This window comes from Actinoplanes sp. CA-142083 (assembly GCF_050942195.1).
GTDB lineage: Bacteria > Actinomycetota > Actinomycetes > Mycobacteriales > Micromonosporaceae > Actinoplanes.
In genome coordinates, this window is sequence record NZ_CP192076.1 from 5,004,557 (window position 1) to 5,029,354 (window position 24,798).

Here is a 24,798-nt window from a genome sequence, read left to right on the forward strand (position 1 = left end):
GGAGCTCCTCCGATTTAAGTCAGCCCTTGATGGCGCCGGCGGTCATGCCGGCGACGATCTGGCGGTTGAAGAACAGGAACATGATCAGCGGGGGGATGGTGATCAGCAGGATGTTCATGAAGAGCAGGTTGTACTGCGTCGAGTACTGGCTGGAGAAGTTGTAGAGGGTCAGCTGGACCGTGGCGTTCTGGTCGCCGGGCAGGAAGTACAGCGGGTTCGTGAAGTCGTTGAAGACGAAGACCGACTGCACCACGATCGAAGTGATGATCACCGGGCGCAGCAGCGGCAGGACGACCCGGAAGAACAGCCGCATCGGGCCGGCGCCGTCGATGATCGCGGCCTCGTCGAGCTCCCGCGGGATCGTGCCGATGAAGGCGCGGAACAGCAGGATCACGAACGACAGGCCGAACGCCACCTCGATCAGGATCAGGCCGGGCATCGTCCGGAACAGGCCCAGCTTCTGCAGGACCCAGATCGTGGGCACGACCGCCGGCGGGATGATCAGGCCGGCCAGCACCAGGGCGTTGACCAGGCCGTTCCACCGGCTCTTGCGCCGTTGCAGCACGAAGGCGACCATCGCGCCGAGGACCACCATCAGGGTCACGCTGGTGACGGTGAGGATGGTGCTGTTGATGAACGCGATGATCAGCATGTAGTCGCGGGCCTGGACCACGTCGACGAAGTTCTGCACGAACTGGAACTGGTGCGGCCAGCTGAAGTCGAGCAGCGACGCCTGCTGGTGGTCCTTCACCGCGGTCAGCAGGATGAACGCGAACGGCACCAGGAACACGATGATCGACAACAGGATCGCGACGATCGAGAGCAGCAGGTTCTTCCGCGGGCGGCGGGACGACAGAACGGTCACAGCTCGACCTCCTTGCGGTTGAGGAAGCGAGACAGCGGCAGCACGATCGCCGTCACCACGATGAACAGGACGACGTTCCCGGCCGTCGACAGGCCGTAGAAGCCGGCCTGGTACTGCTTGTAGATCACCGAGGCGATGACGTCGGACGTGAAGCCGGGTCCGCCGCGGGTCATCGCCCAGATCAGGTCGAACGAGCGCAGGCCGCCGATCAGCGACAGCGTGATGACGGTGACCGTGGCCGGCCGGGCCAGCGGCAGCACGATGTTGCGGAAGCTGTCCCACGCGCTCGCGCCGTCGACGCGGGCCGCCTCGAAGTACTCCTGCGGGATCGAGACAATTCCGGCGATGTAGATGAGAGTGGCGAGCCCAACGCCTTTCCAGACATCCACCAGGGCAACCGACAAAAGCGCGTATGACGGATCAGTCAGCCAGCCAGGTCCCTGGATACCGATCGTGGCCAACGATTGATTGATCAGGCCCTTCTCGGGGTTCATCAGGACCGTGAAGGTCAGGCCCACGCCGATCGTGGACACCAGCACCGGGAAGAAGACGACCGAGCGCAGGTAGCCCCGGGCGACGATCTGCGAGGTCAGCAGGACCGCGAGCAGCAGGCCCAGGACCACCTTGAGGCCGGAGGTCACCACGGCGTACACGAGCGTGTGCCAGAGGCTGCTGACCAGGGCGGGCTCTTTGAAGAAGGTGACGTAGTTGTCGAACCCGATGAACTTCGAGTCGAAGATGCTCCACCGGGTGAGGCTGAAGTAGAACGCGATCAGCGTCGGCACGATGAAGAGCACGCCGTAGATCACGGCGGCCGGAACATAGAACCAGTTCGGGTACGGGCTCTTGGCCCGCACCCGGCCCGCCGAGGCGCCATTGCTGCGCGTCTTGGCGGGCCGGGTCACGGTGGTGGTTGCCACGGGCGAATCTCCTACCAGCCCGACAGCCCGAGCTGCTGGGCCTGCTTCTTCACGTCCTCGTCGTAGAGCTTGGCGCCCGCGTCGGCCTTGCGGATGCCGGAGCCCACCTCGACGCAGATCTGCTCGAGCGCCGGGCCCTTGACGGGGGAGAGGAACTCGAGCGCCAGGCTCGACTGGCCGGCGTCGATGTAGGTCTGCATATCCTTCACGGCCTGCGGAACGCTGTCACCAACCGTGCAGCCCTTGACGGCGTACGGACCGGTGGGCTGGGTGGCCTTGGTCTGCGAGTTGCAGCCGTCGACGGTCGCGATGTAGGCGACGAACTTCTTGGCGGCGTCGAGCTTGGCGCCGGTCGTCGTGGTCGGGATGTAGACGCCGCCGGGGGCCCAGACGGTCAGGTTGTTCTTCGCGGCGTCCGAGCCGGGGATGGCGAACAGGCCGATCTTGTTCTCGCTGCCCGGGTTGTCGGCCATCAGCTGGCTGAGCATGGCCGACAGGATCGGGTACTGCGCGCCCTTGCCCTGCGCCAGGTAGCGCAGGCCGTCGGTGAGCTTGGCCGAGGCGAAGTCCTTGTTCGCGTAGCCGAGCTCGTGGACCTGCTGCAGGTGCTGGAAGCCGGCCAGCGCCGCCGGGGTGGTGGCGTACTTGGCCTGGTTGGCCGTGTACTTCTCGGCGAACTGCGGGTCGGCGGCGAGCACGTTGGCGAAGTCGCCGAGCACGAACAGCTGCGAGGTCCAGGTCTCGCCGTAGGTCTGGATCACCGGGTCGACGCCGGAGTCCTTGAGCTTCTTGCTGTTGGCGACGAAGTCGTCCCAGGTCTTCGGGACCTGCAGGCCGGCCTTCGCGTACGCGTCCTTGTTGTAGAGGATCGCGCCGGCCATGAACCCGCCCATCGGCACGCCGTAGACCTTGCCGCCGGCGGTGACCGTGGTCGCGAAGTTCTTGTCCAGGTTGCCGATGTTCTCGGCGTCGGTGAGCGGGGTCAGGTTCTTCTCGGGCGCCAGGGCCTGGAAGAGCGAGCCCGAGTTGTAGGCGAACACGTCGGTCATGTCGCCGGTCGACAGCCGGGTCTTGACGATGTTGTCGCCGTCGGTGCCCTGCGGGCGGCTCTCCACCTTGACGGTGATGTTCGGGTTCTTCGCGGTGAAGTCCTTGACCAGCTGGTCGGCGACCTTCAGCGTCTCCTGCTGGTTGTCCACCAGGTAGGTGAGCGTGACCTTGCCGTCGCCGCCTTCGTCATCGCTGGAGCCGAGGCTGCCGGCGCTGCAGGCGGTCAGCGCGAGGGATCCGGCGGCGATCAAGGAGAGGGTTATGTGGCGTGTTCTCATTTCTTACTCCTCCGGGGTTTCGTAGAGGGCGCGGAAGCGGTCGGCGCCCGGGATGAAGCCGTCCGCGGTGGCGGCGTCGACGACCGTTGTCGCCGGCGCGTCGAAGAAACGCATCAGCCGGTCGGCGAGCGCGGCCTCGTCGGCTGCGACTCCCGCCTCCCGGGCGGCGGAGACAAGGCGGTCCCAGCTGGGCTCGTGGTCCATGAGCTGCCGGATCGTGCGCTCCGTGGTGCTTGCGCTTTCGATTGACGCGTACGGGTCGGGAGCGGTCCACGAGTGCTGCCCGTGCCGTACGTGCTGATCCTGATCTTGACCCGGCACCCGGACGGCGGCGGTGGCGCCCACCGGAACCACGACGGTCAGGCGAAGCTCGCCGCCGGACCGTTCCCAGGCCACCGACGCCTCGCCGTAGGGCGTCAGGTGCTTGGCCGACGCGCTGGTCAGGCGCGGGTTCGGCAGCGGGCGGACCTCGATCAGCTGGTAGCCGGGCGCGCCCGGCGCCAGGCCGGCGACCTTGCGGTGCAGCCAGTCGGCGACCGCCCCGAGCGCATAGTGGTTGAACGAGGTCATCTCGCCCGGGTTGATGCTCCCGTCCGGCAGCATGCTGTCCCACCGCTCCCAGACCGTGGTCGCGCCCATGGTCACCGGGTAGAGCCAGGACGGGCAGCCGGTCTGCAGCAGCAGCCGGTAGGCGAGGTCCTCGTGCCCGGAGTCGGCGAGCACGTCGGTCATCAGCGGCGTGCCGACGAAGCCGGTGCTGATCCGGAAGCCGGCCGCGCGCACCAGGTCGGCGAGCCGCTCCCCGGCGTTTCGGCGCTGCTCGGCGTCGGGCAACAGCGCCCACTGCAACGCCAGCGCGTACGTGGTCGCGGCGTCGCTGAGCACCCGGCCGCCGGGCGTGACGTACTCCCGGGCGAAGGCCGCCCGGACCCGCGCGGCCAGCTCGCCGTACTCGCCGGCGGTGTCGGCGTCCCCGACGATCTCGGCCGCGAGCGAGACGATCTCGGCGCTTCGCGCGAGGTGCGCGGTGGCGATGACGTCCGGGTCGGCCTTGGCGCGGAACGGGTCCTCGGGCGGCGCGGTCGGGTCGAGCCAGTCGCCGAACTGGAAGCCGCCCGCCCAGAGCAGGCTCGGACCGGCCAGGGCAGCCATCTTGTCGACCCAGCCGCGCATGCTGGGCAGCTGCCGCTCGAGCAGGTCGCGGTCGCCGGTGCGCTGGTAGAGCACCCAGGGCACGATGGTGGCCGCGTCGCCCCAGGCCGCGGTGGCCTGGCCCGGGCGGCGGATGACGTCCGGGATCACGTACGGGACCGAGCCGTCCTTCTGCTGCTCGGCGGCGAGGTCGGCGAGCCAGTTGCCGAGGAAGCCCGCGGTGTCGAACAGGAAGCTCGCGGTGGGGGAGAAGACCTGGATGTCGCCGGTCCAGCCCAGCCGCTCGTCGCGCTGCGGGCAGTCGGTGGGCACGTCGACGAAGTTCCCGCGCATGCCCCAGACGACGTTGTCGTGGAATCGGTTCAGCAGGTCGTGCGAGGACTCGAACCAGCCGGTCCGGCGCAGGTCCGAGTGGATCACGACGGCCTCGATGTCCTCTGGCCGGACGTCGGCGCCGGTGACTTCCGCGTATCGGAAGCCATGGAAGGTCAGCTCCGGTTCGAGGACGGTCTCTTCCGGGCCGGCCAGCACCCAGCTGTCGGTCGCCTTCGCGGTGCGCAAGGGCCGGACGCCCAGCTCGCCGTTCTCCAGAACTTCGGCGTGGCGCACGGTGACCTCGGTGGTGCCGCGGACCTTGAGGCGCACCCAGCCGACCAGGTTCTGGCCGAAGTCGATCAGGGTCTTGCCGCTCGGGCTGGTGGTGACCTCGACGGCCGGCAGGATCTCGGTGATCCGCACGGGCGGGCCGTCCGGCGCGACCAGCAGCGACAGGTCGGCGTCGAGCACGTCGACCGGCGTCTCGGCGGTCTCGTGGCGGCGCAGGTCGGTGCTCTGGCCGTCGTAGATGTCGTCGTCGACGATCTGGCTCTCGCGGGCGGTCCAGGCGCCGTCGGTGTTCAGGACGTGCACCGTGCCGTCGGCGGTGGTGACCTCGAGCTGGGCCAGCGCGGCGAGCCGGTCGCCGTAGACCGCGCGGCGGCCCTGGAAGCCTAGCCGGCCGCGGAACCAGCCGTTGCCGAGCAGGATCTCCAGGCTGTTGCCGCCCGCCTTGACCAGGTCGGTGACGTCGTGGGTCTGGTAGCGCAGCCGGAACTGGTAGGCGGTCCAGCCGGGGGCGAGCTGCTCGTCGCCGACCCGCACGCCGTTGATCCTCGCGACGTAGAGGCCGTGGGCGGTCGCGTACAGGCGGGCCTTGACGACGTCGCCGGGCAGGTCGATCCGGCCGGTGACGATCGGGGCGGCGTCGCCGATGGCGGCGATCTCGCGGGGGCTGACGAAGCGGGCGGTCCAGTCGTCCGCGGTCAGCAGGCCGGCCTCGACCACGGCGGGGGCGGACCAGTCGCTCCAGGAGGCGGTGTCGCCGACGCGTACCCGTACGGAAGCTTGCTCTCTGGGCGCAAGCGGCTCGCCCGGCCAGGCCACCAGGATCTGCTCGCCGGAGGCGGCAGCATGCACCTCGCCAACGCCGTCGCGGGAAATCTCGATCTCGTATCGGGTCTGCGCATAGTCGTCCGGCGCCGCCGGCACCCGCCACGACACGCGCGGCGTCGCGGTGCCGATGCCCAGCACCGGACGGTCGGCGGGGTGGTGCTCGAAGCGGAGGTCGGTCGGTGCGGCTAGCTCGGGCATGGCACTCCAGGGTGGTGAAACGATTCAAGAACCGAACCGAGGGAGCAGATCATATTGTTTCGGCTTTATGGCGGGAAGGTTTCGCCTGCACCCGATCCTGCTGGTGGCCGCCGTCCCCGGCATAGCCCGAAGTGAACCGGAGGTAGCACAGAATTCACCTCGGGGCTTAGGGTCAGGCATGGTTGACGACTTCCCGGTCGAGCAGACCCGCACGCTGATCCACATCATCGACGGGACGCTGGCGTTCGCCGGGCAGTACATTCACGAGGACGTGCACCCCATCCACACGCACAGCTTCATGGAGATCGCGGTGGTGATGGGCGGCGTGGGCGCGCAGCGCAGCCTGGCCGGCCGCAAGGAGCTGGAGGTCGGCGACGTCCTGGTGCTGCGGCCCGGGGTCTGGCACGGGTACGAGGACTGCCGCGGCCTCGACCTGTTCAACTGCTGCTTCTCCACCGACCTGCTGCGCCGCGAGCTGGCGTGGACCCGGGAGGACCCGCAGCTCGGCCATCTGCTGTGGACCGGGCCGTACGCGGAGCAGCGTCGCGGGATCCTGTCGTCGCGGATCCCCGGGGACGCGTTCGGCGAGTGCGTCGAGCACCTCGAGCGGCTGCACGACCTGCGCGGGGTGTCGCTCTCCACGCATCGCGGCGACGTGATCGGGCGGCTGACGCTGTTCCTCAGCTGCCTGGCCCGGTCGGTGTTCCCGGCCGGCTCCACGTCCAGCGCCACCCATCCGGCGGTGCTCGAGGCCATGCGGATGATGGAGGAGCGGCCCGCGTACCACTGGACTTTGAGCTCGCTCGCGGCCGAGCTGCACCTGGCGCCCGGTTACCTGGTGCGGCTGTTCAAATCGGCGACCGGCTTACCGCCGATGGCGTACCTGTCGCGGCACCGCGTCGAGCTGGCCGCCACCCGGCTGCTGCACACCGACCAGCCGATCAACCGGATCGGGGAATCGGTCGGGTGGCCCGACCAGAACTACTTCGCGCGGCGCTTCAAGTCCCACTACGGGCTGAGCGCCTCGACGTACCGTGCCCGCTTCACCCGCAAGCTCGGTCTGCAGGGCTCAGGTTTGTCGCACCTCGCACATGGGTAGACCGCCTTCGATCCGTTGGAGGCCACCATGGGCACTGACCTCGCGCCCGGCGGAACTCAGCGCCGCCGTGCCGTCATCGCGAGCACCGTCGGAACCACCATCGAGTGGTACGACTTCTTCCTGTACAACACGGCCGCCTCACTGATCTTTCCGGCCCTGTTCTTCCCCAAACAGGCGGCCTTCACCGGCATCCTGCTGTCCTTCGGCACCCAGTTCGTCGGCTTCGCCGCCCGGCCGGTCGGCGCCGCGATCTTCGGCCACTACGGCGACCGCATCGGCCGCAAGGCCACGCTGATCGCCACGCTGCTGCTGATGGGCATCGCCACCGCGCTGATCGGGGTGCTGCCCACCTACGCCTCGATCGGGTACGCGGCGCCGGTCCTGCTCACCCTGCTGCGGGTCTGCCAGGGCATCGGCGTCGGCGGCGAATGGGGCGGCTCGGTCCTGCTCTCGATGGAGTGGGGTGACCGGTCGCGGCGCGGGCTGATGGCCTCCTGGCCGCAGCTCGGGGTGCCGCTGGGCCTGGTCGCCTCGACCGGCGTGGTGCGGTTGATGACCGACTGGACCGGCCCGTCCTTCGACTCGTGGGGCTGGCGGATCCCGTTCCTGCTCAGCATCGTGCTCATCGGGGTCGGCCTGTATGTCCGGCTGCGGGTCCTCGAAAGCCCCGAGTTCGTCGCCGTCCGCAAGACGGACGGGATTGCGAAGCGGCCTCTGGTCGACGTGATCCGGACCGAGTGGCGGACGATCCTCAGCTCGGCCTTCGTGCGGCTCGGCGAGCAGGCGCCGTTCTACCTGTTCACCAGCTTCGTGCTGACGTACGGCACCAAGAAGCTGGGCCTGGAACGCGACAACCTGCTCGACTACATCCTGATCGCCGCCACCATCGGGCTGATCAGCGTGCCGTTGTTCGGCCACCTGTCCGACATCTTCGGGCGTAGACGTGTGTATGGCACCGGCATCGTGCTGACCGGCCTGTTCGCCTTCCCGTACTTCGGCCTGCTCAACACCAAGGAGTCGGTGCTGGTCCTTCTGGCCATCGTCGTCTCGCTGATCTTCCACGACATGCAATACGGTCCACAGGCGGCTCTTATCGCGGAGGGCTTCGGCACCAACCTGCGCTACTCCGGCGCGGGCCTGGGTTACCAGCTCGCCTCCGTGATCGCCGGCGGTCCGGCGCCGCTGATCGCCACCAAGATCCTGCAGGAGACCGACTCCAGCACCGGGATCAGCTGGTACATCGTCGGGTGCTGCGTGCTCGCCATGGCGGCCCTGCTGCTGATGCCCCGGCGCGTCGAATCCGAGTCGATCGAGCCGTCGTTGCGGCGCTGACCTCCTCGCGGTCCCGGCTGGACCGGCGTCACGACGCGGACCACACTCAGATGTATGACGATCCAGCAAACGCGCTCGTCACCGGAGCGGCTCACGCCGTGGCTGATCCACGATCTACCGAGGATCGCCTGGATCGTGGAGTACCGCCTCGCCGAGCTGACCGACGAAGAGCAGCAGATCGTGCGCGACGCGATCAACCGCATGCAACGCGCCCTGGAACACGAAGCCGCCTGACGCGGGTGCCCGCGCCGTGCCGCCGCCGGGGCCTTCGGCCGGTCCGCCGCCGGGGGCCTCCGGCCGGTCTGCCGCTAGGCCTTCGGCCGGTCTGCCACCGCGCTCGCGGCTGGGCCGCCGCCGCGCACTCGTTCGGCCTGCCGCCGGGCCTTCGGCCGGTCGAGCGCCGGGGGGTATGCCCGTCGCCGTCAGTAGCCGGTGCCGGCGTCGCCGGTGCCGCTGCCGGACAGCAGGATCGCCCCGACTATGGCCGCGATCAGGGCCGCGGCGATGACGATCCACATGACGACTCGTCGAGGGGTCATGGGGACATTGTTCGCCGCCGCCCGCGGTGTGCCCGTCACGAAACGGGATCGGCCTGGCCGCGCTCGGCGAACTCCGGCCGGATCGACGACGGGCGGGCGCCGTCCACATCGGTGAAGCCGTACTCCTCGGCCAGCTCGGCCGCGACCACGCAGCGGCCGGTATGGCGCCGCACCTCGGGATCGGCAGCGAGGGCCGCGACCGCCCGGCCGACGAACTCGGGGGATTCCGAGTTGGACAAATCGAAGAAGGCCGCCGCCCGCATCACGCTCTCGGTGCGGACCAGTCCCGGGTACAACGCGACCGCGGTGACGTCGCGGGCGGCCAGCTGAGCGGCGGTCACCGCGACCATCCGGTCGTCGGCCGCCTTGGCCACGCTGTACGCCACCTGGTCGCGCCCGTTGACGTAGCTGCCGGGGAAGAACGACACCGTCACGACAAGCGCCCCGGGCCGGAGCACCGGCACGGCGAGCACGGTGGCCGCATAGTGTGCGCGCACTCCCGAGGTGAACATGTCGTCCCACACCCGTAACGGCTGCTCCCAGAACGGGCCTTGCATGTCGGTGTGGCGATCCTCGTGGTACGCCGCGTAGCCGCCCCACACGTTGTTGACCAGCAGATCCAATCCGCCCCGCTCGGCCCGTACGCGATCGAACAGCGCGGCCGTCTGCTCGTCGTCGGTGTGGTCGCAGACCACCGCCACGCCGGCGCCACCGGCCGCGGTCACCGCCCGGGCGGTCTCGTCAACCGTGCCGCCCACCGACGGAAAGGTCACCCGATCGCCGGTGGAACGGCCGGTCACATACACCGCGTAACCGGCCGCGCCGAGCGCCAGCGCGATCCCCTTGCCCACTCCCCGGCTCGCACCGGTCACCACGGCTACCTGCTGCTCGGTCATGGGAGAGAGGATGGCAGAGGGGTACGACAAGAACGGCCGGCCCGCCGGTCAGGGCTTGCGGCCCACGCCCCCGAAGGCGTCGATGTCCAGCGGCGTGTCGACCCGGTCGTCCGGGTGCCACCGCGGGCACGGCACCACGCCCGGCTCGACCAGCTCGAGGCCGTCGAAGAAGGACGCGATCTCCTCCGGGCTGCGCAGCTTGTACGGCATCGCGCCGGACTCGTTGTAGTCGTCCTGGGCTTCCTGGATCTCGGCGCTGACCACGCTCGTGCCGTCGTTCAGCGACAGGAAGCTGCCGGGCGGCAGCGGTTCGAGCAGCTCGCGCAGGATCGTACGGGCGCGGCCGGTGTCGTCGACGTGCCCGAGCACGCCGCTGAGGATCAGCGCGACCGGTCGCTCGAAGTCGAGGATCGTGCGGGCGGCCGCCAGGACGGCCGCCGGTTCGCGCAGGTCGGCGTCGACGTACCGGGTGACGCCCTCCGGCGTGCCGGCCAGCAGCGCGCGGGCGTGCGCCAGCACCATCGGATCGTTGTCGACGTACACGACCCGGGCCTCCGGAGCGACGCGCTGCGCGACCTGGTGCGTGTTGTCGGCGGTCGGCAGCCCGGTGCCGACGTCGAGGAACTGGCGGATGCCCGCCTCGCCGGCCAGGTACTCGATGCTGCGGGTGAGGAACTGCCGCGACGCCCGCGCCACGTCGACGACCCCGGGGAAGACCTGGCGGTACTGGTCGCCGGCCGCCCGGTCGACCGGGAAGTTGTCCGTGCCGCCCAGCCAGTAGTTCCAGATGCGGGCGGAGTGTGGCACCGATGTATCCACGGTGATCAGTCTGTCGGGGCCGGGTGCCCGGCGCAAGGACGGGCTGCGGGCACCTGTCACGCTCGTGCCGTGGAACGTATGCGGGTGGCGGTGGCCGGCGCCGGTCTGGGCGGCTTGTGCCTCGCTCAGGGCCTCACCCGAGCCGGCGTCGACGTCCAGGTCTTCGAGCGGGACGACGCGCTGCACGGCCGCAGGCAGGGCTACCGGCTACACGTCGACGCCCGGGCGGGGCTCGCGCTGGAGAAATGCTTGCCGCCCCGGCTGTTCGGCCTGTTCCTCGCGACGACGGGCCGGCCGGGCACGAAGGTGACCGTGCTGAACAAGCGGCTGGCCGTCCTGCACGAGACGCCGACCGGTCCCGCGCGGGACCCGGACGACCCGGCGACGCTGTCGGCCTCGGCCGACCGGGGCATCCTGCGGGAGATCCTCGCCGCCGGGCTCGAGGAGCGGACGCACTACGGTCACGAGCTCGCCGGATTCGAGCAGGACCCGGAGGGGGTGACGCTTGGCTTCGCGGACGGCTCGACCGGGCGCGCCGACTTGCTGGTCGGCGCGGACGGTGTCGGCTCGGCAGTCCGCCGCGGCCTGCTGCCGGAGGCGCGGCAGGTGGATACGGGCGTACGGATCATCTACGGCAAGACGCCGCTCGACGACGCGACCCGGCGGCTGATCCCACCGGCCCTGCACAGCGGATTCACCGCGATCGTGGGCGGCCGCGTCGGCCTGGCCACCGGGCTGGTCGAGTTCCGGCACCCGCCCGCCGGCTTCGCCCCGGAGGTACGGCTGAGCCCGGTCGGCGACTATCTCATGTGGGCGGTTTCCGCCCGGCAAGACCGGCTGCCGCTCCCCGCTCCGGCGGACGCCACGGCCCTGTACGCGGTCGCCTGCCGGGCGATCCGCTCCTGGCACCCCGCCCTGCGGGCATTGCTCGCGGCGGCATCGGTGGAGGAGACGTTCCTGGTCCGGGTTCGTATCGCCCGGCGCGTCCCGGCGTGGAAACCGAGCCGGGTCACGCTGCTCGGCGACGCCATCCACGCGATGAGTCCGGCCCGGGGATCCGGCGCGAACACCGCCCTCATGGACGCGGCCAACCTGTGCGAGGCCATGACCGGCGGCGGCAACCCCATAGCCCAGATCGGAGCGTACGAGGAATCGATGCGCGGCTATGGCTTCGCCGCGGTCGAGGCCTCAACGCAGGCGGAGGCGGCAACCGCACACCCGTTCCGGCAGTGGCTCCGGGACCGCGCGGGTCGGTGGGCCTAAGCTGTCGCGCGTGAGAGCGGGAGCTGGGGCATGCTGCACGCCGGGGTGAGGCTGGGCGACCGGTATCGCCTGGAGGACCGGCTCGGCGCCGGCGGCATGGGCGAGGTGTGGCGGGCGGTCGACGAGCTGCTCGGGCGGCAGGTGGCCGTCAAGGCGATGCTGCCGTCGGTGGCGGACGATCCCGACTTCGCGCGTCGCTTCCTGGCCGAGGCCAAGTCGATGGCCCGGGTCAACCACCCGGCGGTGGCCTCGATCCACGACTTCGGGAACGTTCAGGGCGTCGCCTACCTGGTAATGGAGCTGGTCGAGGGCGAGTCCCTGGCGCAGCGCCTCGCGCGGGTGGGCCGGATGGGCGCGCCGGAGACGATGCGGCTGATCGCGCAGGCCGCCGACGGGCTGCAGGCCGTGCACGACCAGGGCATCGTGCATCGCGACATCAAGCCGGCCAACCTGCTGATCCGCCGGGACGGCTCGCTGGTCATCACCGACTTCGGCATCGCCCGGCACGAGGACGCCAGCCGCCTGACCGCGTCGGGGGCCATCCTCGGCACGCCGAGCTACCTGTCTCCCGAGCAGGTGATGGGCCATCCGGCCACGGCGCGTAGCGACATCTACTCACTGGGGCTGACCGCCTACGAGTGCCTGGCGGGGGAGCGCCCGTTCGTCGGCGACAACCCCTACGCCGTGGCGCTGCAGCGCCTGCAGTCCGCGCCGCGCACGATCGGCATCACGCTGCCCGCGCAGGTCCTGATGGTGGTCGAGCGCGCCCTGGCCACGGACCCCGCGGGCCGCTGGCCATCGGCGGCCGAGTTGGCGGCGGCCGCCCGCGCCACGGCAGACCCACGCACCGCCGATCGATCCGGCGGTCCCGCCCACGGTGGCTCGGCGCACCGTGGCTCGGCGCACGGTGGCTCGGCCCACGCGGGCCCGGCCCACGCTGGCCCGGCCCACTCCGGACCCGCCCAGGCTCGGTGGCCCGCTGACTCCGGCCTCCCGGCGGCGCCCCCGCCGAATGCTCCCGGCCGGGCGTCGCGCCCCCGACGCAAGGTCATCACAGCGGCCGCGCTGGCCGTCATCCTGATAGCGGTCGCCACCGGCTGGTTCCTCACTCGGAGCCACCGCGGCGACGACGCCACCGGCTACCGGAGCGATCCCAAGGTAGAGGCCGGCCCGGTGAAGGACGCGATCCCGGCCGGCTTCGCCGCGTGTGGTGAGAGCTTCTGCCCCTCCGAGCCGATGTGCTGGGGCGGCCTCACCTCGATCAGCGGCGGGGCCAAGCCGCCCGAGCGCATCCCGTGCACCGAGGACCACTACTGGGAGAGCTTCGCCGCCATCCCGAATCCGGCGTCCGCGGCCGAGGTGCGCGCCGACGAGCTGATCGAGAACGCCGACATCGCCAAGGCCTGCACCGCCGGCCTGATGGCGTCCCGCAGCAGGAACCCGAAGTCGACCGGCGCCTGGCGCCGGGCAGCGTGGCCGATCAAGGTGAGGGGCGGCACCGTCACGCTCATGCACTGCCTGGCCGGCTCCACGGACGGCGAGACCAGGACAGCCGCTTTCCGATAGAAGGTGTACCTTGTCCGGCCATGGGCGCAGTCAAACCGTGGCACCTGCTGATCTGCCTGATCCTCGTCCTCGTGATCGCCGGCATCTCGGCGGCGATCATCTCGATGAGCCGGCGGAAATAGGTGAACCGGCGGGAATAGGGGTGAGCCGGAGGAAGTAGCGGTCAGGCCGAGAGCGCCCCGTCCGCCCCAAGCGCCAGGATCACCAGCTCGCCGTGGTGATCGGTGGCGGTCAGGCGGTGGTCGTCGAGGCGGGTGAGCGCCGCGATGCCGTAGCCGAACTCCCCGATGAGCCGCGGCCCGGGCGGGATCCCGGCCCAGTCGAGCGTCCACGAGAACAGCCGGAAGTCGTACGACGCCGCCACCACCACCGGAGCGTCGGCCGCGCCGAGCACCGCGACCGCCTTGACCGGCTCCGGCGCGTGCAGCGTGATGCCGCGCTCGATCGTCAGGTCGGGGCCGTCCGCCACCAGCATCACCCGGACCGCGCGGTGCGCCGCCGACACCACCACGCGGTCGGCCAGCGTGGCGACCGCCGTCACCCGGGTGTCGTGCTCCCACAGCGGATGCCGGTCGCCGGCCGTCCCGATGGTCAGGATGCGCCCGGTCGCGGCCAGCGCCCCGCCCCGGAACGGCGCCGACGGCTCGGTCGCCGGCGTGTCGCCGATGCCGCCGCCGGTGGCCAGGTCGACCAGGTGGGGCCGCCCGCCGAAGGTCGCCGCCGCCACCATGGATCCGGCCGCCGCCAGCGACCGGGGCCAGAGCCGCGCCTCGGTGCGCCGCCACTGCGGCCGGCCGGCGATGTCCAGCGCGACCAGCGCCGGGTCGTACGTCCCGGCGATCAGCGCCCCGCCGTCGGCCGAGAAGGTGATCCCACGCAGCGGCGCGTCGCCGAGCCGCACCGACCGCATCGGCAGCAGCGCGGGGTTGAGCAGTTCGAGCGCGCCGTCGTCGCCGGCGAGGGCGAGGGTCGTCCCGTCCGGCGACCACGCGCAGTCCTCGACGGCCGCGCCGGGCAGATACGTGATGCGGCCGGGGTCGCGCCACAGGTCGCGCACCGCGACGAGCCCGTCGGCCCCCACGGTCGCCACCAGCCCGTGCGGGCTGACGGTCAGCCGTACGCAATCCTCGAGCTCACCCAGGTAGGTCTCGCCGAAGGCGTTCCACACGGCGGCGCGCGACGACGCGATCTGGCAGATCAGATGTTGCCCGTCGGGCATCCAGGCCACCGACGTGACCGGCCCGGGGTGGCCGGCGAGGACCTTCATCAGCGACGGCGGCCGGTCGTCGACCACCCGCCACACGGCGGCCGTCCCGTCGGCCGAGCCCGTGGCGAGCAGGTCGGCCGCGGCCGGGTTGAAGGCCACCGACAGCACCGCGGCGTTCTGACCGAGCTCGGTCACCATCACCAGGCGCGACGGGTCGCTGGTGTCCCAGACGATCACGCTGCGGTCGTGGGAGCCGCTGGCCAGCCGCCCTCCGTCGGCACGGAAGGCGACACAGCTGATCGGCGCGGCATGCGCCGGCCCGTTCCCGACCGTCACCCGAACCATGCTGGACATCGACGGAGCGTGAGTCAATACGGTCGACACCGAAGATCAACGTGTAAAGGGTGTCGGATAGCCGTCAGGAGACCGGGAGCAGCTGAAGCAGGTCGGGACGGCGGGCCGGGCCGCGGCCGGGCAGCGCCGCCTGCTCGATCGCGGCGCGTAGCCGGGCCTCCTCCTCCGCGCGGTCGCGGTACCAGGCGGCGCCCCACACGCGGTAGAGGTTCCAGCCGAGGTCACGCAGCACGGCGGCGCGCAGCCGGTCGCGGTCGCGGGCCACCGGGCAGTCGCGGTACATCGCCCCGTCGCACTCGATGCCCAGCAGGTAGGCGCCGCCCTGCCAGATGCCGAGGTCGATGCGGTATCCGCCGGACCCGACCCGGGTGCGGACCTCGTAACCCCACGACTCCAGGGTGGCCCGCACCGATTCCTCGAGGGGGCCCAGCGTGGTCCGGGCGGGAAGGCCGGCGGTGCCGCCGCTTTCGCAATATGACAGGTACGCCGCCAGGTGCCGGACGCTCTCGTTGCCGCTCTCGGGGATGTCGTGGGAGCGGATCGACGACACGATCTCCACCCGCTGCCGGGCCCGGGTGATCGCCACGTTGAGCCGCCGCCACCCGTTGGGCCGGCTGAGCGCCCCGAAGTTGGCGCTGATCCGCCCGTGCTCGTCGTGCCCGTACCCGATCGAGAAGATCATGATGTCGCGCTCGTCGCCCTGGACCGCTTCGAGGCTCTTGACGAAGAACCCGTGCAGCCGGTCGCCGTCGAGCAGCCGGTCGAGCCCCGGGTGGTGCGCGACCGCCTCGGAGAGCGCGTACTCGATCGCTTCGGCCTGCGCGACCGAGAAGGTGACCACGCCGAGCGACAGGTCGGGCCGGGTGGTCAGGCTGGCGATCACCCGCTCGGCGACGATCCCGGCCTCGACCGGGTTGTCCCGCGTGCTGCCGCGCCGGTACACCCCGCCGGCCTCGATGAGATGCACCCCGGTGTCGGGCCGGTCCGCGGCGGCCGGGAAGGTGATCAGCCGGCCCTGGTAGAAGGCCTGGTTGGCGAAGGCGATCAGCGACTCGTGCCGGCTGCGGTAATGCCACGCGAGGCCGAGGCTGGGGAACGTGCCGCAGGCCTTGGCGAGCTCCAGGATCGACTGGAAGTCGCTGACATCGGTGCCGCCGTCGGCGACCGTCTCGAAGAACGACGTGGGCGGCAGCTGCTTGTCGTCACCGGCCGCGATCAGCGTCGCGCCCCGGTAGATGCAGTTGATCGCGTTGGCCGGCGTGACCTGCGAGGCCTCGTCGAAGATCACGACATCGAAGCCGATGTCGGCCGGGAGGTACTGACTCACCGCGAGCGGCGACATCAGAAAGCAGGGTTTCATGGCCAGCACGGCGGTGCGACAGCGTCCGATCAATTCGCGTACGGCGAGATGCCGCGTCTCCTTCATCCCTTCCCGTCGCAGCAGCGCGGCTTCGTCGGCCGGCACGGCTTCGGCGCGCCGCGCGTGCAACGCCGTGGCGATGCGCGCCGGTGCGGAGGCGATCAGCTCCTCGTCCTGCCGGCGGAACTCGTCGACGAGGTGGTTGCGCTCCTCGGCCCGCAGCGGATGCAGCCGGCGGTCCTTGTGCAGGACGTCGTCGGCCCAGGCCCGCAGCAACGCCCGCTCCAGCACCGGCCGCAGCTGCGACGGCAACACCTGGGTGTCGGCGCAGTACGCGACGGCCGGGTCGAGGCCGAACCCGGACAGGATCTCCCGCGCCGCGACGTGGCTGAACCACTCCTCCTGCCCGCTGGAGTCCTCACGCAGCGCCCGCAGCAGCGCCGGCCCCTGCTCGTAGTCGTCGAGCGAGGCCTCCAAGGAGGAGCGCCGCTCCGGTCCGAAGGCCGTGACGATGGCCTCCCGGGCGGTGGTCCACGCGGCCGCCTTCTCGGCCAGGCCCGGCGCCGGCCGGGATCCCGCCAGCGCCGCGGCCTGCGCGGAGGTCAGCGCCCGCCCGGCCAGCTCCCGTGCGCGCTCGGCCCAGTCGATCGCCACCGCTTCGGCCCGCTCGTCGGCGTCCTCGGCCGCCGCGGGCATTTCCCGCAGCGCCTCGGCGACCGCGTTCCGCAGCGCGGCGAGGCGGCGGGCCCCGGCCAGGTCGAGGGTCCTGCCGGTCGCCTCGTCGTGCGCCGACACGTACCGGGCGGCGGCGGTCAGCGGCGCGGCGTTGGCGCGCAGCCAGCCGATCGCGTCGCGCACCGCGCCCTGGGCGAGCTCGGGCCGCGCGGCCGGCTCGGGCGCGGGCCGCAGCGCCGCCTGCCACCGGGCCACCGCCGCCTGCGCGCCGGCGGCCGCGCGCAGCAGCCCGTCGTCGGGGCAGGGCGCGCAGACGTGGTCGATGACCGCGGGCACGGCCTGCGGCGGGGTCCAGCGCAGCAGGTCGCTCGCGGCCTGGATGGCGTCGCCGAGCGCGGTGAAGTCGCTGGTCGCGCCCCGCCAGTAGCGGCCGAGCGCGGGGCCGTGCTCGCGCTCGAGCGCGGCCAGGTCGCGGCGGGCGGCCCGCCACGCGACGGCCAGGCCGAGGTGCGCGACCGCCTCCGAGGGCGACACCGAGGGCAGGGCGAACGAGGCGACGGCCTCGTAGTCGCGGCGGTACGCGCTGAAGAGCTTGCGCAGCCCGCGGTGCACCCGGGTGAGCCGGTCGGCGAGCTGCTCGACGGGCTGGTCGAGGATCGCCTCGTGGAAGTAGCGGCGGGCCTGGCCCTCGGCCGCGGTCAGCGCCTCGACGCCCCGGCGCAGCGCGGCCGCCGCCGCGTTCGCCTTGGCCAGCGCGCCCGCGCCGAACCAGAACGGCTCGGGCCGGTTGGCACGCCCGCCGAGCTCGGCGATCGCCACCACCCGGGTCACGTCGGCGAAGGTGACGGCCGCGGGCAGGGTCAGCGCCGAGGTGACCCGGCCGATGTCGCGCATCCGCTCCTCGAGCAGCGTCGCGTCGTCGTCGAAACGGCGGGCCAGCCCGGCGGCGGCCTCGGCGGTGAGCGGCCCGGGGTCGACGGCGGCCGGGCGCAGGCTCGGCGCCTCCACCTCCGGGAGGTCCTGGGGGAGGTCGTCCCACTCCACCCCGGCGGCGGCGCGTACCGCGTCGCGGGCCTGTCGCACACCGGCCAGCCGGCGTCCCCGCTCGGCCGCCGCGCGCCGCACCGGCCGCAGGCTGGAGGCGGTCAGCCACTGTTCGGCGACCCCCTCGGGCCGCCGCCCGGCGTGCTCGGCCAGGGCGGCCAGCGACGCCGCGCCCGAGGGCTTGGCCAGGCCGAACTCGGCGGCCAGCGCGGCGTTGCGGCCGGCCGCGACCGACAGCTCGCGCAGCGCGTGCTCGGCCCGGTCGAGGCGGTTGTCGAGCGGGTCGTGCTCGGTCACCTCCCGCCAGGCGAAGTCGTCGCCGAGCGCGGCCGGGCGCCACGATCGCGCGAGCCGGTCGGCCGCGTCGGCCACCTGCCGCAACGCGTCGGGGGTGAGCGTGACCGGCTCCGGTGCGGGCGCCGCGGGCACGTCGGCGAGCCGGGCACAGCGGCCGAGGATGTCGTGCAGGCTCGCACCGAGCGGCTCACGAGTTTCGTTCATCGCCACGGCGTACGCGGAAAGTTGCTCTCGCGAAGCACGGGCGTCTCCACCGACGTTGCCCGCCGCAGGCGATGCCGGCGGCTCGTCGAGAGCCGTCGCCAGACCGCGGGCCACCTCCTTGCGGGTCGCCTTGTGGCTGTGCAGCTCGAGCAGGTGGTCGCCGAGGCCGACCGAAGCGAGCCGGTTGCGCACCACCTCGAGCGCCGCGGCCTTCTCCGAGACGAACAGGACGCGCTTCCCGGCGTGCAGCAGGCAGCCGATCATGTTGGCGATCGTCTGCGACTTCCCGGTGCCGGGCGGGCCGTCGAGCACGAAACTATGCCCGGCCGCCGCCGCGGCGACGCACGCCCGCTGGGAGGCGTCGGCGTCCAGGACCAGCGGAGTTTCCTCCGGCGGCGCGAAAGTGTCGGCGTCGGCGGGCGCCATCGGCTCGAAAGCGGGCTCGCCGTCGCGCGCGGCCAGCGCCCGGACCAGCGGGTGAGCCAGGATGCGTTCCTCGTTGTCGTGCAGGTCGCGGTACATCGCCTCCTTGTGGAAGCTGAACGTGGACAGCAGCACGGTCTCCTCGGCGCGCCAGCCCTCCCGGCCGCTGATCGCCGCGCGGACCCGGGTCATGAACTCCGGGACGTCCAGGTCGGCCAGGGACTCCACGCCCGGCAGCTCCACGCCGAGCAGCCGCAGTCGCAGCGTGAGCGCCGGGTTGACCACCGGGTCCTCGTCGCGCCCGCGCAGTTTCGGCAGGTCGGCCGGGCCGGCGGCGGTCAGTTCGACCGGCACGAGCAGCAGCGGGCTCGCGAAGGCGGCGCCCTCCTCGTCGCGCCATTGCAGCATGCCGATCGCCAGGTAGAGGGCGTCGACGCCGCGGTCGAGAAAGTCCTGGCGGGCCTTGCGCATCAGTCGGCGCAGCACGGTTCCGAGCGGCTGCGCCGCCATTTTCGTACGGAAGAACTCGCCCTCACCGGTGAATCCGTGCTCGCCGCCCGCCCGTAACGCACCCACGATGACCTGCGGCGGCGGTCCCGCGATGTCGACCGTGCCCGTCTGGAAGCGCCGGAAGCCGATCAGGCGGTTGCCGGCGTCGAGGTTGATCAGACCTTCCCGCCAGGCGCGGAGGGCGGCCCGCACTTCCTCGGTGGGCATTTCGGGCGTCATAGCCCGATTTCATCAACGACGGGGCCTATCCGCTGGGCTTTCGTGAAAAAGGCTCGGTCAGTAGAGGATGTCCTCGTCGGCCTTCCGGTAGTCGCGGATCTCCTCGGTCCGGCCTTCCGCGGCGAGCCGCACCCAGTGGGGGTTGGCGAGCAGGATGCGACCCAGCGCGACCAGGTCGAACTCGTCGTTCGCGTGCCGCTTGAGCAGATCGTCCCGCTGCGGTGAGGTCAGGAACGCGCGGGTCAGCCCGACCGAGCCGACCGTGATGGCGGGCAGGCCGGTGATCCGCTTGGCCCAGCCGGCGAGGTTCTCGTGGTGGCCCGCGAAGATCGGCTCCCAGAAGCGGCGCTGCGAGGCGTGCAGCACGTCGGCGCCGGCCGTCGCGAAACTTTCCAGGATCGTTGCCAGCTCGGCCGGCGTCTCGGCGATCCGGGCGGTGTAGTCGCGCTCCTTGAACTGCGAGAACCGCACGATCAGCGGCACGCCGGCCGGCAGCTCCGCCTTCACCGTCTTGATGACCTCCACCGGGAAAGTTGCGCGCCGGCGGACGTCGCCGCCATAGCGATCGGTACGGCGGTTCGTGAGCGGCCAGAGAAACTCGTCGAGCAGGTAACCGTGCGCCGCGTGGATCTCGACGGCGTCGAAGCCCGCGCGTACGGCGGTGCGCACGCTTTCGCCGTACGCGTCAAGAATTTCCTGGAAATCGCCGCCCCGCATCGTGGATGGGGTCCACGCGCCCGCGCCGCGCTCGCTGCCCAGGTGCCAGAGCTGCGCCGCGATCCGGCCGTTGGCCTGGTGAACCGCCTCGGTGACCGCACGCCAGCCGGCCTCGGCCGGTCCCGGCGTCATCCGCGGCACATTCGTCTCGTGCGAGGCGCTGTGGTGGCCGACCAGCGCGCCCTCGGTGATGATCAGGCCGACGCCGCCCTCGGCCCGGCGACGGTAGTAGGCGGCGACCTCCGCGGTCGGCACGCCGCCCGGCGAATGTTTCCGGGTCATCGGCGCCATGACGAAACGGCTGCTCAACGGCAGTCCGGCGACAGTGGTGGGCGCGGGCAGGGCATCGAGGGTGGCGGTCATGCGGCTAAGGTAGAACTTCACATAGATGTGAAGTTCAAGGATTTGTGGCGCGGGAGACATCGATGCGGATCGGCGACCTGTCCGCGGCGACCGGGGCGAGCACGCGGTCGCTGCGCTACTACGAGGAGCAGGGGCTGCTCACCAGCACCCGCACGTCCGGCGGCCAGCGGGTCTATCCGGCCGGCGCGGTCGAGCGCGTCTCGCTGATCCAGTCGCTGCTGGCGGCCGGGCTGAACAGCGCGACCATCCACGATGTCCTGCCGTGCATCAGCGACGAGTCGCTTCGCACGCCGTGGCTGGCCGGGCGCCTGCGAACGGAACTGTCGCGGGTGGAAACCCAGATCGACAACCTTTCCCGTACGCGTGAGATCCTGGCCGGCCTCGTCGAGCAGTACCGCGTTTCGTGAGCGATCTGGTCACCGTCCCGGCCGGCCGGGTCACCCTCGCCGACCGCCGGACGTCACGATCCTGGGAAGTTCCGGTTTCCGCGTTCGCGCTGAGCGCTTTCCCGGTGACCGAGGAGCTTTACGGTCTGTCGCCGGGCTCGCGGCTGCCGGTCACCGGAGTGTCCTGGATCGACGCGGTTTCGTTCTGCAACCGCCGGTCGGCCGCGGAAAGTTTCGCCCCGGCGTACGTCATCGACGGCGAAACCGTGACCTGGGACCCGGACGCCGACGGCTACCGGCTGCCCACCGAGGCGGAATGGGAGCATGCCTGCCGGGCCGGCACGACCGGGCCGCGCTACGGCGAGCTCGACGAGATCGCCTGGTACCGCGCGAATTCCGGCGAACAGGCGCACCCGGTCGGCGGCAAGCGCGCCAACGCCTGGGGCCTGCACGACATGCTCGGCAACGTCTGGGACTGGTGCTGGGACCTCTACGACCCCGAGGTGTACGGGAGCTATCGCGTGCTGCGCGGCGGCGGCTGGTTCGACGAGCACTGGAGCTGCCGGGCCGGCGTCCGGCGGCGCAGCCACCCGAGCCTGCGCATCGAGGATGTCGGATTCCGCCTGGCACGGTCTCCCGGTTAGTTTCGCCTACCCTGGCGGAAGATCGGCTCGCGAGGGGGAGAGCATGGCGCTACCGGGAAAGAAGACGGGACAGACATCGCTGGTCGTGCTCACGCTGGCGAGCGCCTTCGCCGGCGCGATCCTCGGCGCCGTCGTGCAGAACGAGATCACCGGCCCGCGGCGGCTCACCGAGATGGCGGTCGGCCTGCTGTGCCTCACAGTCATCGGTCTGTCGGCGGCCGTGGTGGCGATGTCGCGCAGCACGCAACGGTCCGTCGAGGACCTGTTCAAGGTCATGGACATCACCGTCCGCTGCCAGATGCTCAAGGACGTCAACCGGTACCGCACGCCCGGCGACGACCTGGTGGTGCGGGCTTTCCAGGACGCGCAACGCGAAATCCTCGTCCTCGATCGGGTGACCGAGAGCGGCGTCCGCCCCGACATCGCCATGCAGTCGAACGTGATGGCCTGGCACCTCGACGCGATCCTCGACCGGGTGGAGAAGGCGGGCATCCGCTACCGGCGCTACCTGCAGGTCCCCGACACCGACGCGCCCTTCGACGAGGCCGGCGAGGCCCATTCGGAGAACAATTTCGCGCGCCACTGCGTGAAGATGTGCGAAATGCACTCGGCCGGCCGGGACGTGTCGCTGCGGGTGACGCCGACCAGCTTTCCGTACAAATTCCTCATCATCGACCGCAAGGTGCTGATCCTGCAGTTGCAGGAGCTGTGCGAGACCGACGAGAACGAGCGCGAGCCCCGCACGATGTGCGAGCTGGTCATCTCCGACCCGCGGAGCCAGCTGATCCAGCACTTCCTGGACATGTGGATCCAGCTGGAGGGCCACCACCAGACCCGCTCGCTGGACACCCGCTCCGCCGAGATGTCGCTGCTGCGCAGCTGGGCGGCGACCGGCAAGCAGCAGCGCTCCTAGACGCGCTGCCAGCTCGACCAGTCGGTCTGAGGCGAGTATGTCCGTCGCCAGATGTCGCCCTCGGCGCCCGCCGCGAGAACCTCGTAGTGGCTCGCGCTGGTGGTCCCGGCGGCGACGTCGATCAGACGATCGGGCGGCGAGGGCATGGGGTACCAACGGTCCCAGTCGTTTCCCTGCCAATGCCATCGATGGGCGAAGTCGCCCGAGGAGCCCACCACGTAGACCTCCTGATGGTTTGTCCTGCTGTTCAGCGCGGACAGGGCAATGCTCGGAGTCCGGTCGGGTGGCTGCTCGAGAGACCACCATTCCGACCAGTGCTGGTCCACGTACCAGCGGTGCCAGAGCTGACCGTCCCGGTCCAGGACGAAGCACTCCATCTGGCCCGGGCTCGGCACCGACAGCGCGACGTCCCGGCAACCGTCCCGATGCGCCGACGCCCAGCGGGACCACGCCTCCCCGTCCCGCTGCCACGTGTGCCCGAGCTTGCCGTTCTGACCGACGGCGTAGATCTCGCGGTGACCCGGCCATCCCGACATGACGTCCAGCGCCGCGACCGGCCCGACGCGACCGTCGCCGGGGACCTGGCTCCATGACGACCAGCCGTTTGCCCCGTATCGCCGGCCCCAGATCACGCCGTCGCGGTCCGCCACATAGGTCTCGAGGCGACCGTGCGCGGGCGCGACCGCGGCGACATCGTGCGCCGTCGCCTTGGGGAAGCCGTGATCCTCCCAGTCGGTCCACGAGCCGCCCTCCCGATACCGGCGCCGGATCACCGTTCCCGACGCCGTGACGGCGAACAGATGCAGCACCCCGTCGCCGTGGGAGGTCACGGCCACCCGGTTCACGATGGTGTCCAGCTGCTTGCCGTTCCCGCCCTGCCTGATGAGGGTGACGACGATCGCGGCCGCGACGGGGAGCGCGACGATCCACCAGTGGTTCTTGGTCCAGTGGGGATCGATCGCGTTGGCGAGGAGGCCGAGCCCGGTGCTGATGACCAGGCCGAGCAGCGTGAGCAATGTCGACTGCCAAGCTTTCGACCGTGCGCGGCCCACTCCGCCTCCCGAATGTCTGATCTGCCCGGTGCAAGCTATCGAGTGCGGTGGCGGGGGTGATCGTCTGAAAGGGCGGACATGACCGCCACCCAGGCCCGTCGGATCCCGCTCCGCCGGATCAGAGGAGACGACGGCGGCGGAGGAAGGCGTACACGCCCAGGCTCACCCCGGCGATGGTGACGGCGGCGACCCACAGGAAGATCGGGTTGCGTCCAGCCGGGCTCACCGCCGCGATGAGGCTGACCAGGGCGATGAGGATCGACGGGACGACGGCCGACAGCGACCAGGCGGCGAGCCGGGCCATGGTCTCGTTCAGGTACATGGCGGCCTTGCCCTGGGCGAAGCTCCACACATCCGCGGACCACTCGCCGAGGATGGTCACCTCGGTCATCGCGGTCGCCATCTCGGTGCCGGTGATGCCGGCGGGCAACCGCGACCATTCGGTGGTCAGGCGCCGGGCCAGGCCGTGCAGCTTGAGGGCCTCCTGGCGGGCGAGGAAGGCGAGATCGGCCGCGAGGGGCGATTGCCCGCCGTCGTCAGCGGCCCGGTCGACGCTTTCGGCCACGGCGGCGTGCGCCGTGCCGATCGACGCGACGGCCTCCAGCAACAGGGCCGCCACCACGCCCATCGGCCCGGCGGCGCGGAGGGCACGGCTGTCCCGCAGTTGGGCCCGGGCGCTCTCAACGGCGGAGGGACCGGCGTCATCGTCGAGGCTGACCACGCCGTTATCCGTGACATGGACGATGACGGTCTGCTCCGACAGCGTTGGTCCCCACATGCCGGAGCGGACGATCCGCGCGAAGGGGATGCGAAACATCTGCCACGACGCGTCCGGCCCCGGTTCGGCGGCGCGTAGCGCCGACGCCAGATCGCCGGGATCGGACAGGTGCAGCCATCGGCACGGCTGCTCGTCGCCGGCGGCCGGGCGGGCCAGGTCGGCCAGGACGGCGTCGGCGAAGGTGACCTTCTCCGCCGAGATCTCCACCACCGCGACCGTGCGGGAGGGCTGCACGGCCGCCAGT

19 protein-coding genes are annotated in these 24,798 nt (G+C 71.2%); 8 read left to right on the top strand and 11 right to left on the bottom strand.

Features of this window, described 5'->3' with window-relative positions; genetic code table 11:
- Window positions 1–19: 19 nt before the first annotated feature.
- The 4 genes from ACQPZX_RS22870 to ACQPZX_RS22885 are packed head-to-tail and all read right to left on the bottom strand — an operon-like array spanning window position 20 to window position 5,894.
- Window positions 20–865, bottom strand: a complete 846-nt coding sequence (locus ACQPZX_RS22870; protein ID WP_433383987.1) for a carbohydrate ABC transporter permease — start codon at window positions 863–865, stop codon at window positions 20–22.
- Window positions 862–1,785: a carbohydrate ABC transporter permease gene (locus tag ACQPZX_RS22875; protein WP_433383989.1), complete on the bottom strand. Its 924-nt coding sequence runs from the start codon at window positions 1,783–1,785 to the stop codon at window positions 862–864. Before ACQPZX_RS22875 ends, ACQPZX_RS22870 begins: the two co-directional genes overlap by 4 nt.
- Window positions 1,786–1,796: 11 nt before the next feature.
- A complete protein-coding gene (locus ACQPZX_RS22880) occupies window positions 1,797–3,113 on the bottom strand; it encodes an ABC transporter substrate-binding protein (RefSeq protein WP_433383991.1) in 1,317 nt (438 codons plus the stop codon).
- Between the two features lie 3 nt (window positions 3,114–3,116).
- Entirely contained in the window at window positions 3,117–5,894 is a 2,778-nt protein-coding gene (locus ACQPZX_RS22885; RefSeq protein WP_433383993.1) for a family 78 glycoside hydrolase catalytic domain, read from the bottom strand.
- A gap of 178 nt (window positions 5,895–6,072) precedes the next feature.
- Here ACQPZX_RS22885 and ACQPZX_RS22890 point away from each other — a divergent pair, with 178 nt between their 5' ends.
- Genes ACQPZX_RS22890 through ACQPZX_RS22900 form a run of 3 tightly spaced genes read left to right on the top strand, consistent with a single transcriptional unit; the run spans window position 6,073 to window position 8,559 of the window.
- Window positions 6,073–6,993, top strand: coding sequence for an AraC family transcriptional regulator (locus tag ACQPZX_RS22890; RefSeq protein ID WP_433383995.1), 921 nt, complete (start codon window positions 6,073–6,075; stop codon window positions 6,991–6,993).
- 27 nt (window positions 6,994–7,020) lie between these two features.
- Entirely contained in the window at window positions 7,021–8,325 is a 1,305-nt protein-coding gene (locus ACQPZX_RS22895) for an MFS transporter (protein WP_433383997.1), read from the top strand.
- 54 nt (window positions 8,326–8,379) lie between these two features.
- Window positions 8,380–8,559, top strand: a complete 180-nt coding sequence (locus tag ACQPZX_RS22900) for a hypothetical protein (RefSeq protein WP_433383999.1) — start codon at window positions 8,380–8,382, stop codon at window positions 8,557–8,559.
- Window positions 8,560–8,899: 340 nt separating this feature from the next.
- On the opposite strand, the gene ACQPZX_RS22905 is transcribed toward ACQPZX_RS22900, so the two are convergent.
- Window positions 8,900–9,760, bottom strand: coding sequence for an SDR family NAD(P)-dependent oxidoreductase (locus ACQPZX_RS22905; RefSeq protein WP_433384001.1), 861 nt, complete (start codon window positions 9,758–9,760; stop codon window positions 8,900–8,902).
- Window positions 9,761–9,808: 48 nt separating this feature from the next.
- The gene (locus tag ACQPZX_RS22910; protein WP_433384003.1) at window positions 9,809–10,579 is read right to left on the bottom strand and encodes an SAM-dependent methyltransferase; all 771 of its coding nucleotides are present in this window, start codon (window positions 10,577–10,579) and stop codon (window positions 9,809–9,811) included.
- 78 nt (window positions 10,580–10,657) lie between these two features.
- On the opposite strand from ACQPZX_RS22910, the gene ACQPZX_RS22915 reads away from it, so the two are divergent.
- Window positions 10,658–11,842, top strand: a complete 1,185-nt coding sequence (locus tag ACQPZX_RS22915) for an FAD-dependent oxidoreductase (RefSeq protein WP_433385391.1) — start codon at window positions 10,658–10,660, stop codon at window positions 11,840–11,842.
- A gap of 30 nt (window positions 11,843–11,872) precedes the next feature.
- Window positions 11,873–13,408 (top strand): serine/threonine-protein kinase, encoded by a 1,536-nt coding sequence (locus tag ACQPZX_RS22920; protein ID WP_433384005.1) that lies wholly within the window; start codon window positions 11,873–11,875, stop codon window positions 13,406–13,408.
- 163 nt (window positions 13,409–13,571) lie between these two features.
- Here ACQPZX_RS22920 and ACQPZX_RS22925 read toward each other — a convergent pair whose 3' ends face one another.
- The 3 genes from ACQPZX_RS22925 to ACQPZX_RS22935 all read right to left on the bottom strand — a co-directional run bounded on the left by ACQPZX_RS22925 (window position 13,572) and on the right by ACQPZX_RS22935 (window position 20,781).
- The gene (locus tag ACQPZX_RS22925) at window positions 13,572–14,969 is read right to left on the bottom strand and encodes a WD40 repeat domain-containing protein (protein WP_433384007.1); all 1,398 of its coding nucleotides are present in this window, start codon (window positions 14,967–14,969) and stop codon (window positions 13,572–13,574) included.
- A 64-nt stretch (window positions 14,970–15,033) separates the two neighbouring features.
- Window positions 15,034–19,701, bottom strand: coding sequence for a DUF4011 domain-containing protein (locus tag ACQPZX_RS22930; protein ID WP_433384009.1), 4,668 nt, complete (start codon window positions 19,699–19,701; stop codon window positions 15,034–15,036).
- A gap of 57 nt (window positions 19,702–19,758) precedes the next feature.
- On the bottom strand, window positions 19,759–20,781 hold the full coding sequence (locus ACQPZX_RS22935) for a 12-oxophytodienoate reductase (RefSeq protein ID WP_433384011.1): 1,023 nt from the start codon (window positions 20,779–20,781) through the stop codon (window positions 19,759–19,761).
- A 62-nt stretch (window positions 20,782–20,843) separates the two neighbouring features.
- Between ACQPZX_RS22935 and ACQPZX_RS22940 the strand changes: the two genes are divergently transcribed.
- From ACQPZX_RS22940 to ACQPZX_RS22950, 3 genes are read left to right on the top strand one after another with little or no spacing between them, the layout of a single operon-like run.
- Window positions 20,844–21,188, top strand: a complete 345-nt coding sequence (locus ACQPZX_RS22940; RefSeq protein ID WP_433384013.1) for a MerR family transcriptional regulator — start codon at window positions 20,844–20,846, stop codon at window positions 21,186–21,188.
- Window positions 21,185–21,811 (top strand): formylglycine-generating enzyme family protein, encoded by a 627-nt coding sequence (locus ACQPZX_RS22945; RefSeq protein WP_433384015.1) that lies wholly within the window; start codon window positions 21,185–21,187, stop codon window positions 21,809–21,811. The genes ACQPZX_RS22940 and ACQPZX_RS22945 overlap by 4 nt, the downstream gene beginning before the upstream one ends.
- 43 nt (window positions 21,812–21,854) lie before the next feature.
- The gene (locus ACQPZX_RS22950) at window positions 21,855–22,724 is read left to right on the top strand and encodes a hypothetical protein (protein ID WP_433384017.1); all 870 of its coding nucleotides are present in this window, start codon (window positions 21,855–21,857) and stop codon (window positions 22,722–22,724) included.
- Here ACQPZX_RS22950 and ACQPZX_RS22955 read toward each other — a convergent pair.
- Window positions 22,721–23,776, bottom strand: a complete 1,056-nt coding sequence (locus ACQPZX_RS22955) for a hypothetical protein (RefSeq protein ID WP_433384019.1) — start codon at window positions 23,774–23,776, stop codon at window positions 22,721–22,723. The genes ACQPZX_RS22950 and ACQPZX_RS22955 overlap by 4 nt on opposite strands.
- A 118-nt stretch (window positions 23,777–23,894) precedes the next feature.
- Window positions 23,895–24,788 (bottom strand): hypothetical protein, encoded by an 894-nt coding sequence (locus ACQPZX_RS22960; RefSeq protein ID WP_433384021.1) that lies wholly within the window; start codon window positions 24,786–24,788, stop codon window positions 23,895–23,897.
- Window positions 24,789–24,798: the final 10 nt, after the last annotated feature.

What these genes read in the sequence shown, in the direction of transcription:
- ACQPZX_RS22880 (WP_433383991.1), bottom strand. Translation starts at nt 3,113, where the DNA reads ATGAGAACACGCCACATAACCCTCTCCTTGATCGCCGCCGGATCCCTC.
- ACQPZX_RS22885 (WP_433383993.1), bottom strand. Translation starts at nt 5,894, where the DNA reads ATGCCCGAGCTAGCCGCACCGACCGACCTCCGCTTCGAGCACCACCCC.
- ACQPZX_RS22890 (WP_433383995.1), top strand. Translation starts at nt 6,073, where the DNA reads ATGGTTGACGACTTCCCGGTCGAGCAGACCCGCACGCTGATCCACATC.
- ACQPZX_RS22895 (WP_433383997.1), top strand. Translation starts at nt 7,021, where the DNA reads ATGGGCACTGACCTCGCGCCCGGCGGAACTCAGCGCCGCCGTGCCGTC.
- ACQPZX_RS22900 (WP_433383999.1), top strand. Translation starts at nt 8,380, where the DNA reads ATGACGATCCAGCAAACGCGCTCGTCACCGGAGCGGCTCACGCCGTGG.
- ACQPZX_RS22905 (WP_433384001.1), bottom strand. Translation starts at nt 9,760, where the DNA reads ATGACCGAGCAGCAGGTAGCCGTGGTGACCGGTGCGAGCCGGGGAGTG.
- ACQPZX_RS22915 (WP_433385391.1), top strand. Translation starts at nt 10,658, where the DNA reads ATGCGGGTGGCGGTGGCCGGCGCCGGTCTGGGCGGCTTGTGCCTCGCT.
- ACQPZX_RS22920 (WP_433384005.1), top strand. Translation starts at nt 11,873, where the DNA reads ATGCTGCACGCCGGGGTGAGGCTGGGCGACCGGTATCGCCTGGAGGAC.
- ACQPZX_RS22925 (WP_433384007.1), bottom strand. Translation starts at nt 14,969, where the DNA reads ATGTCCAGCATGGTTCGGGTGACGGTCGGGAACGGGCCGGCGCATGCC.
- ACQPZX_RS22930 (WP_433384009.1), bottom strand. Translation starts at nt 19,701, where the DNA reads ATGACGCCCGAAATGCCCACCGAGGAAGTGCGGGCCGCCCTCCGCGCC.
- ACQPZX_RS22935 (WP_433384011.1), bottom strand. Translation starts at nt 20,781, where the DNA reads ATGACCGCCACCCTCGATGCCCTGCCCGCGCCCACCACTGTCGCCGGA.
- ACQPZX_RS22940 (WP_433384013.1), top strand. Translation starts at nt 20,844, where the DNA reads ATGCGGATCGGCGACCTGTCCGCGGCGACCGGGGCGAGCACGCGGTCG.
- ACQPZX_RS22950 (WP_433384017.1), top strand. Translation starts at nt 21,855, where the DNA reads ATGGCGCTACCGGGAAAGAAGACGGGACAGACATCGCTGGTCGTGCTC.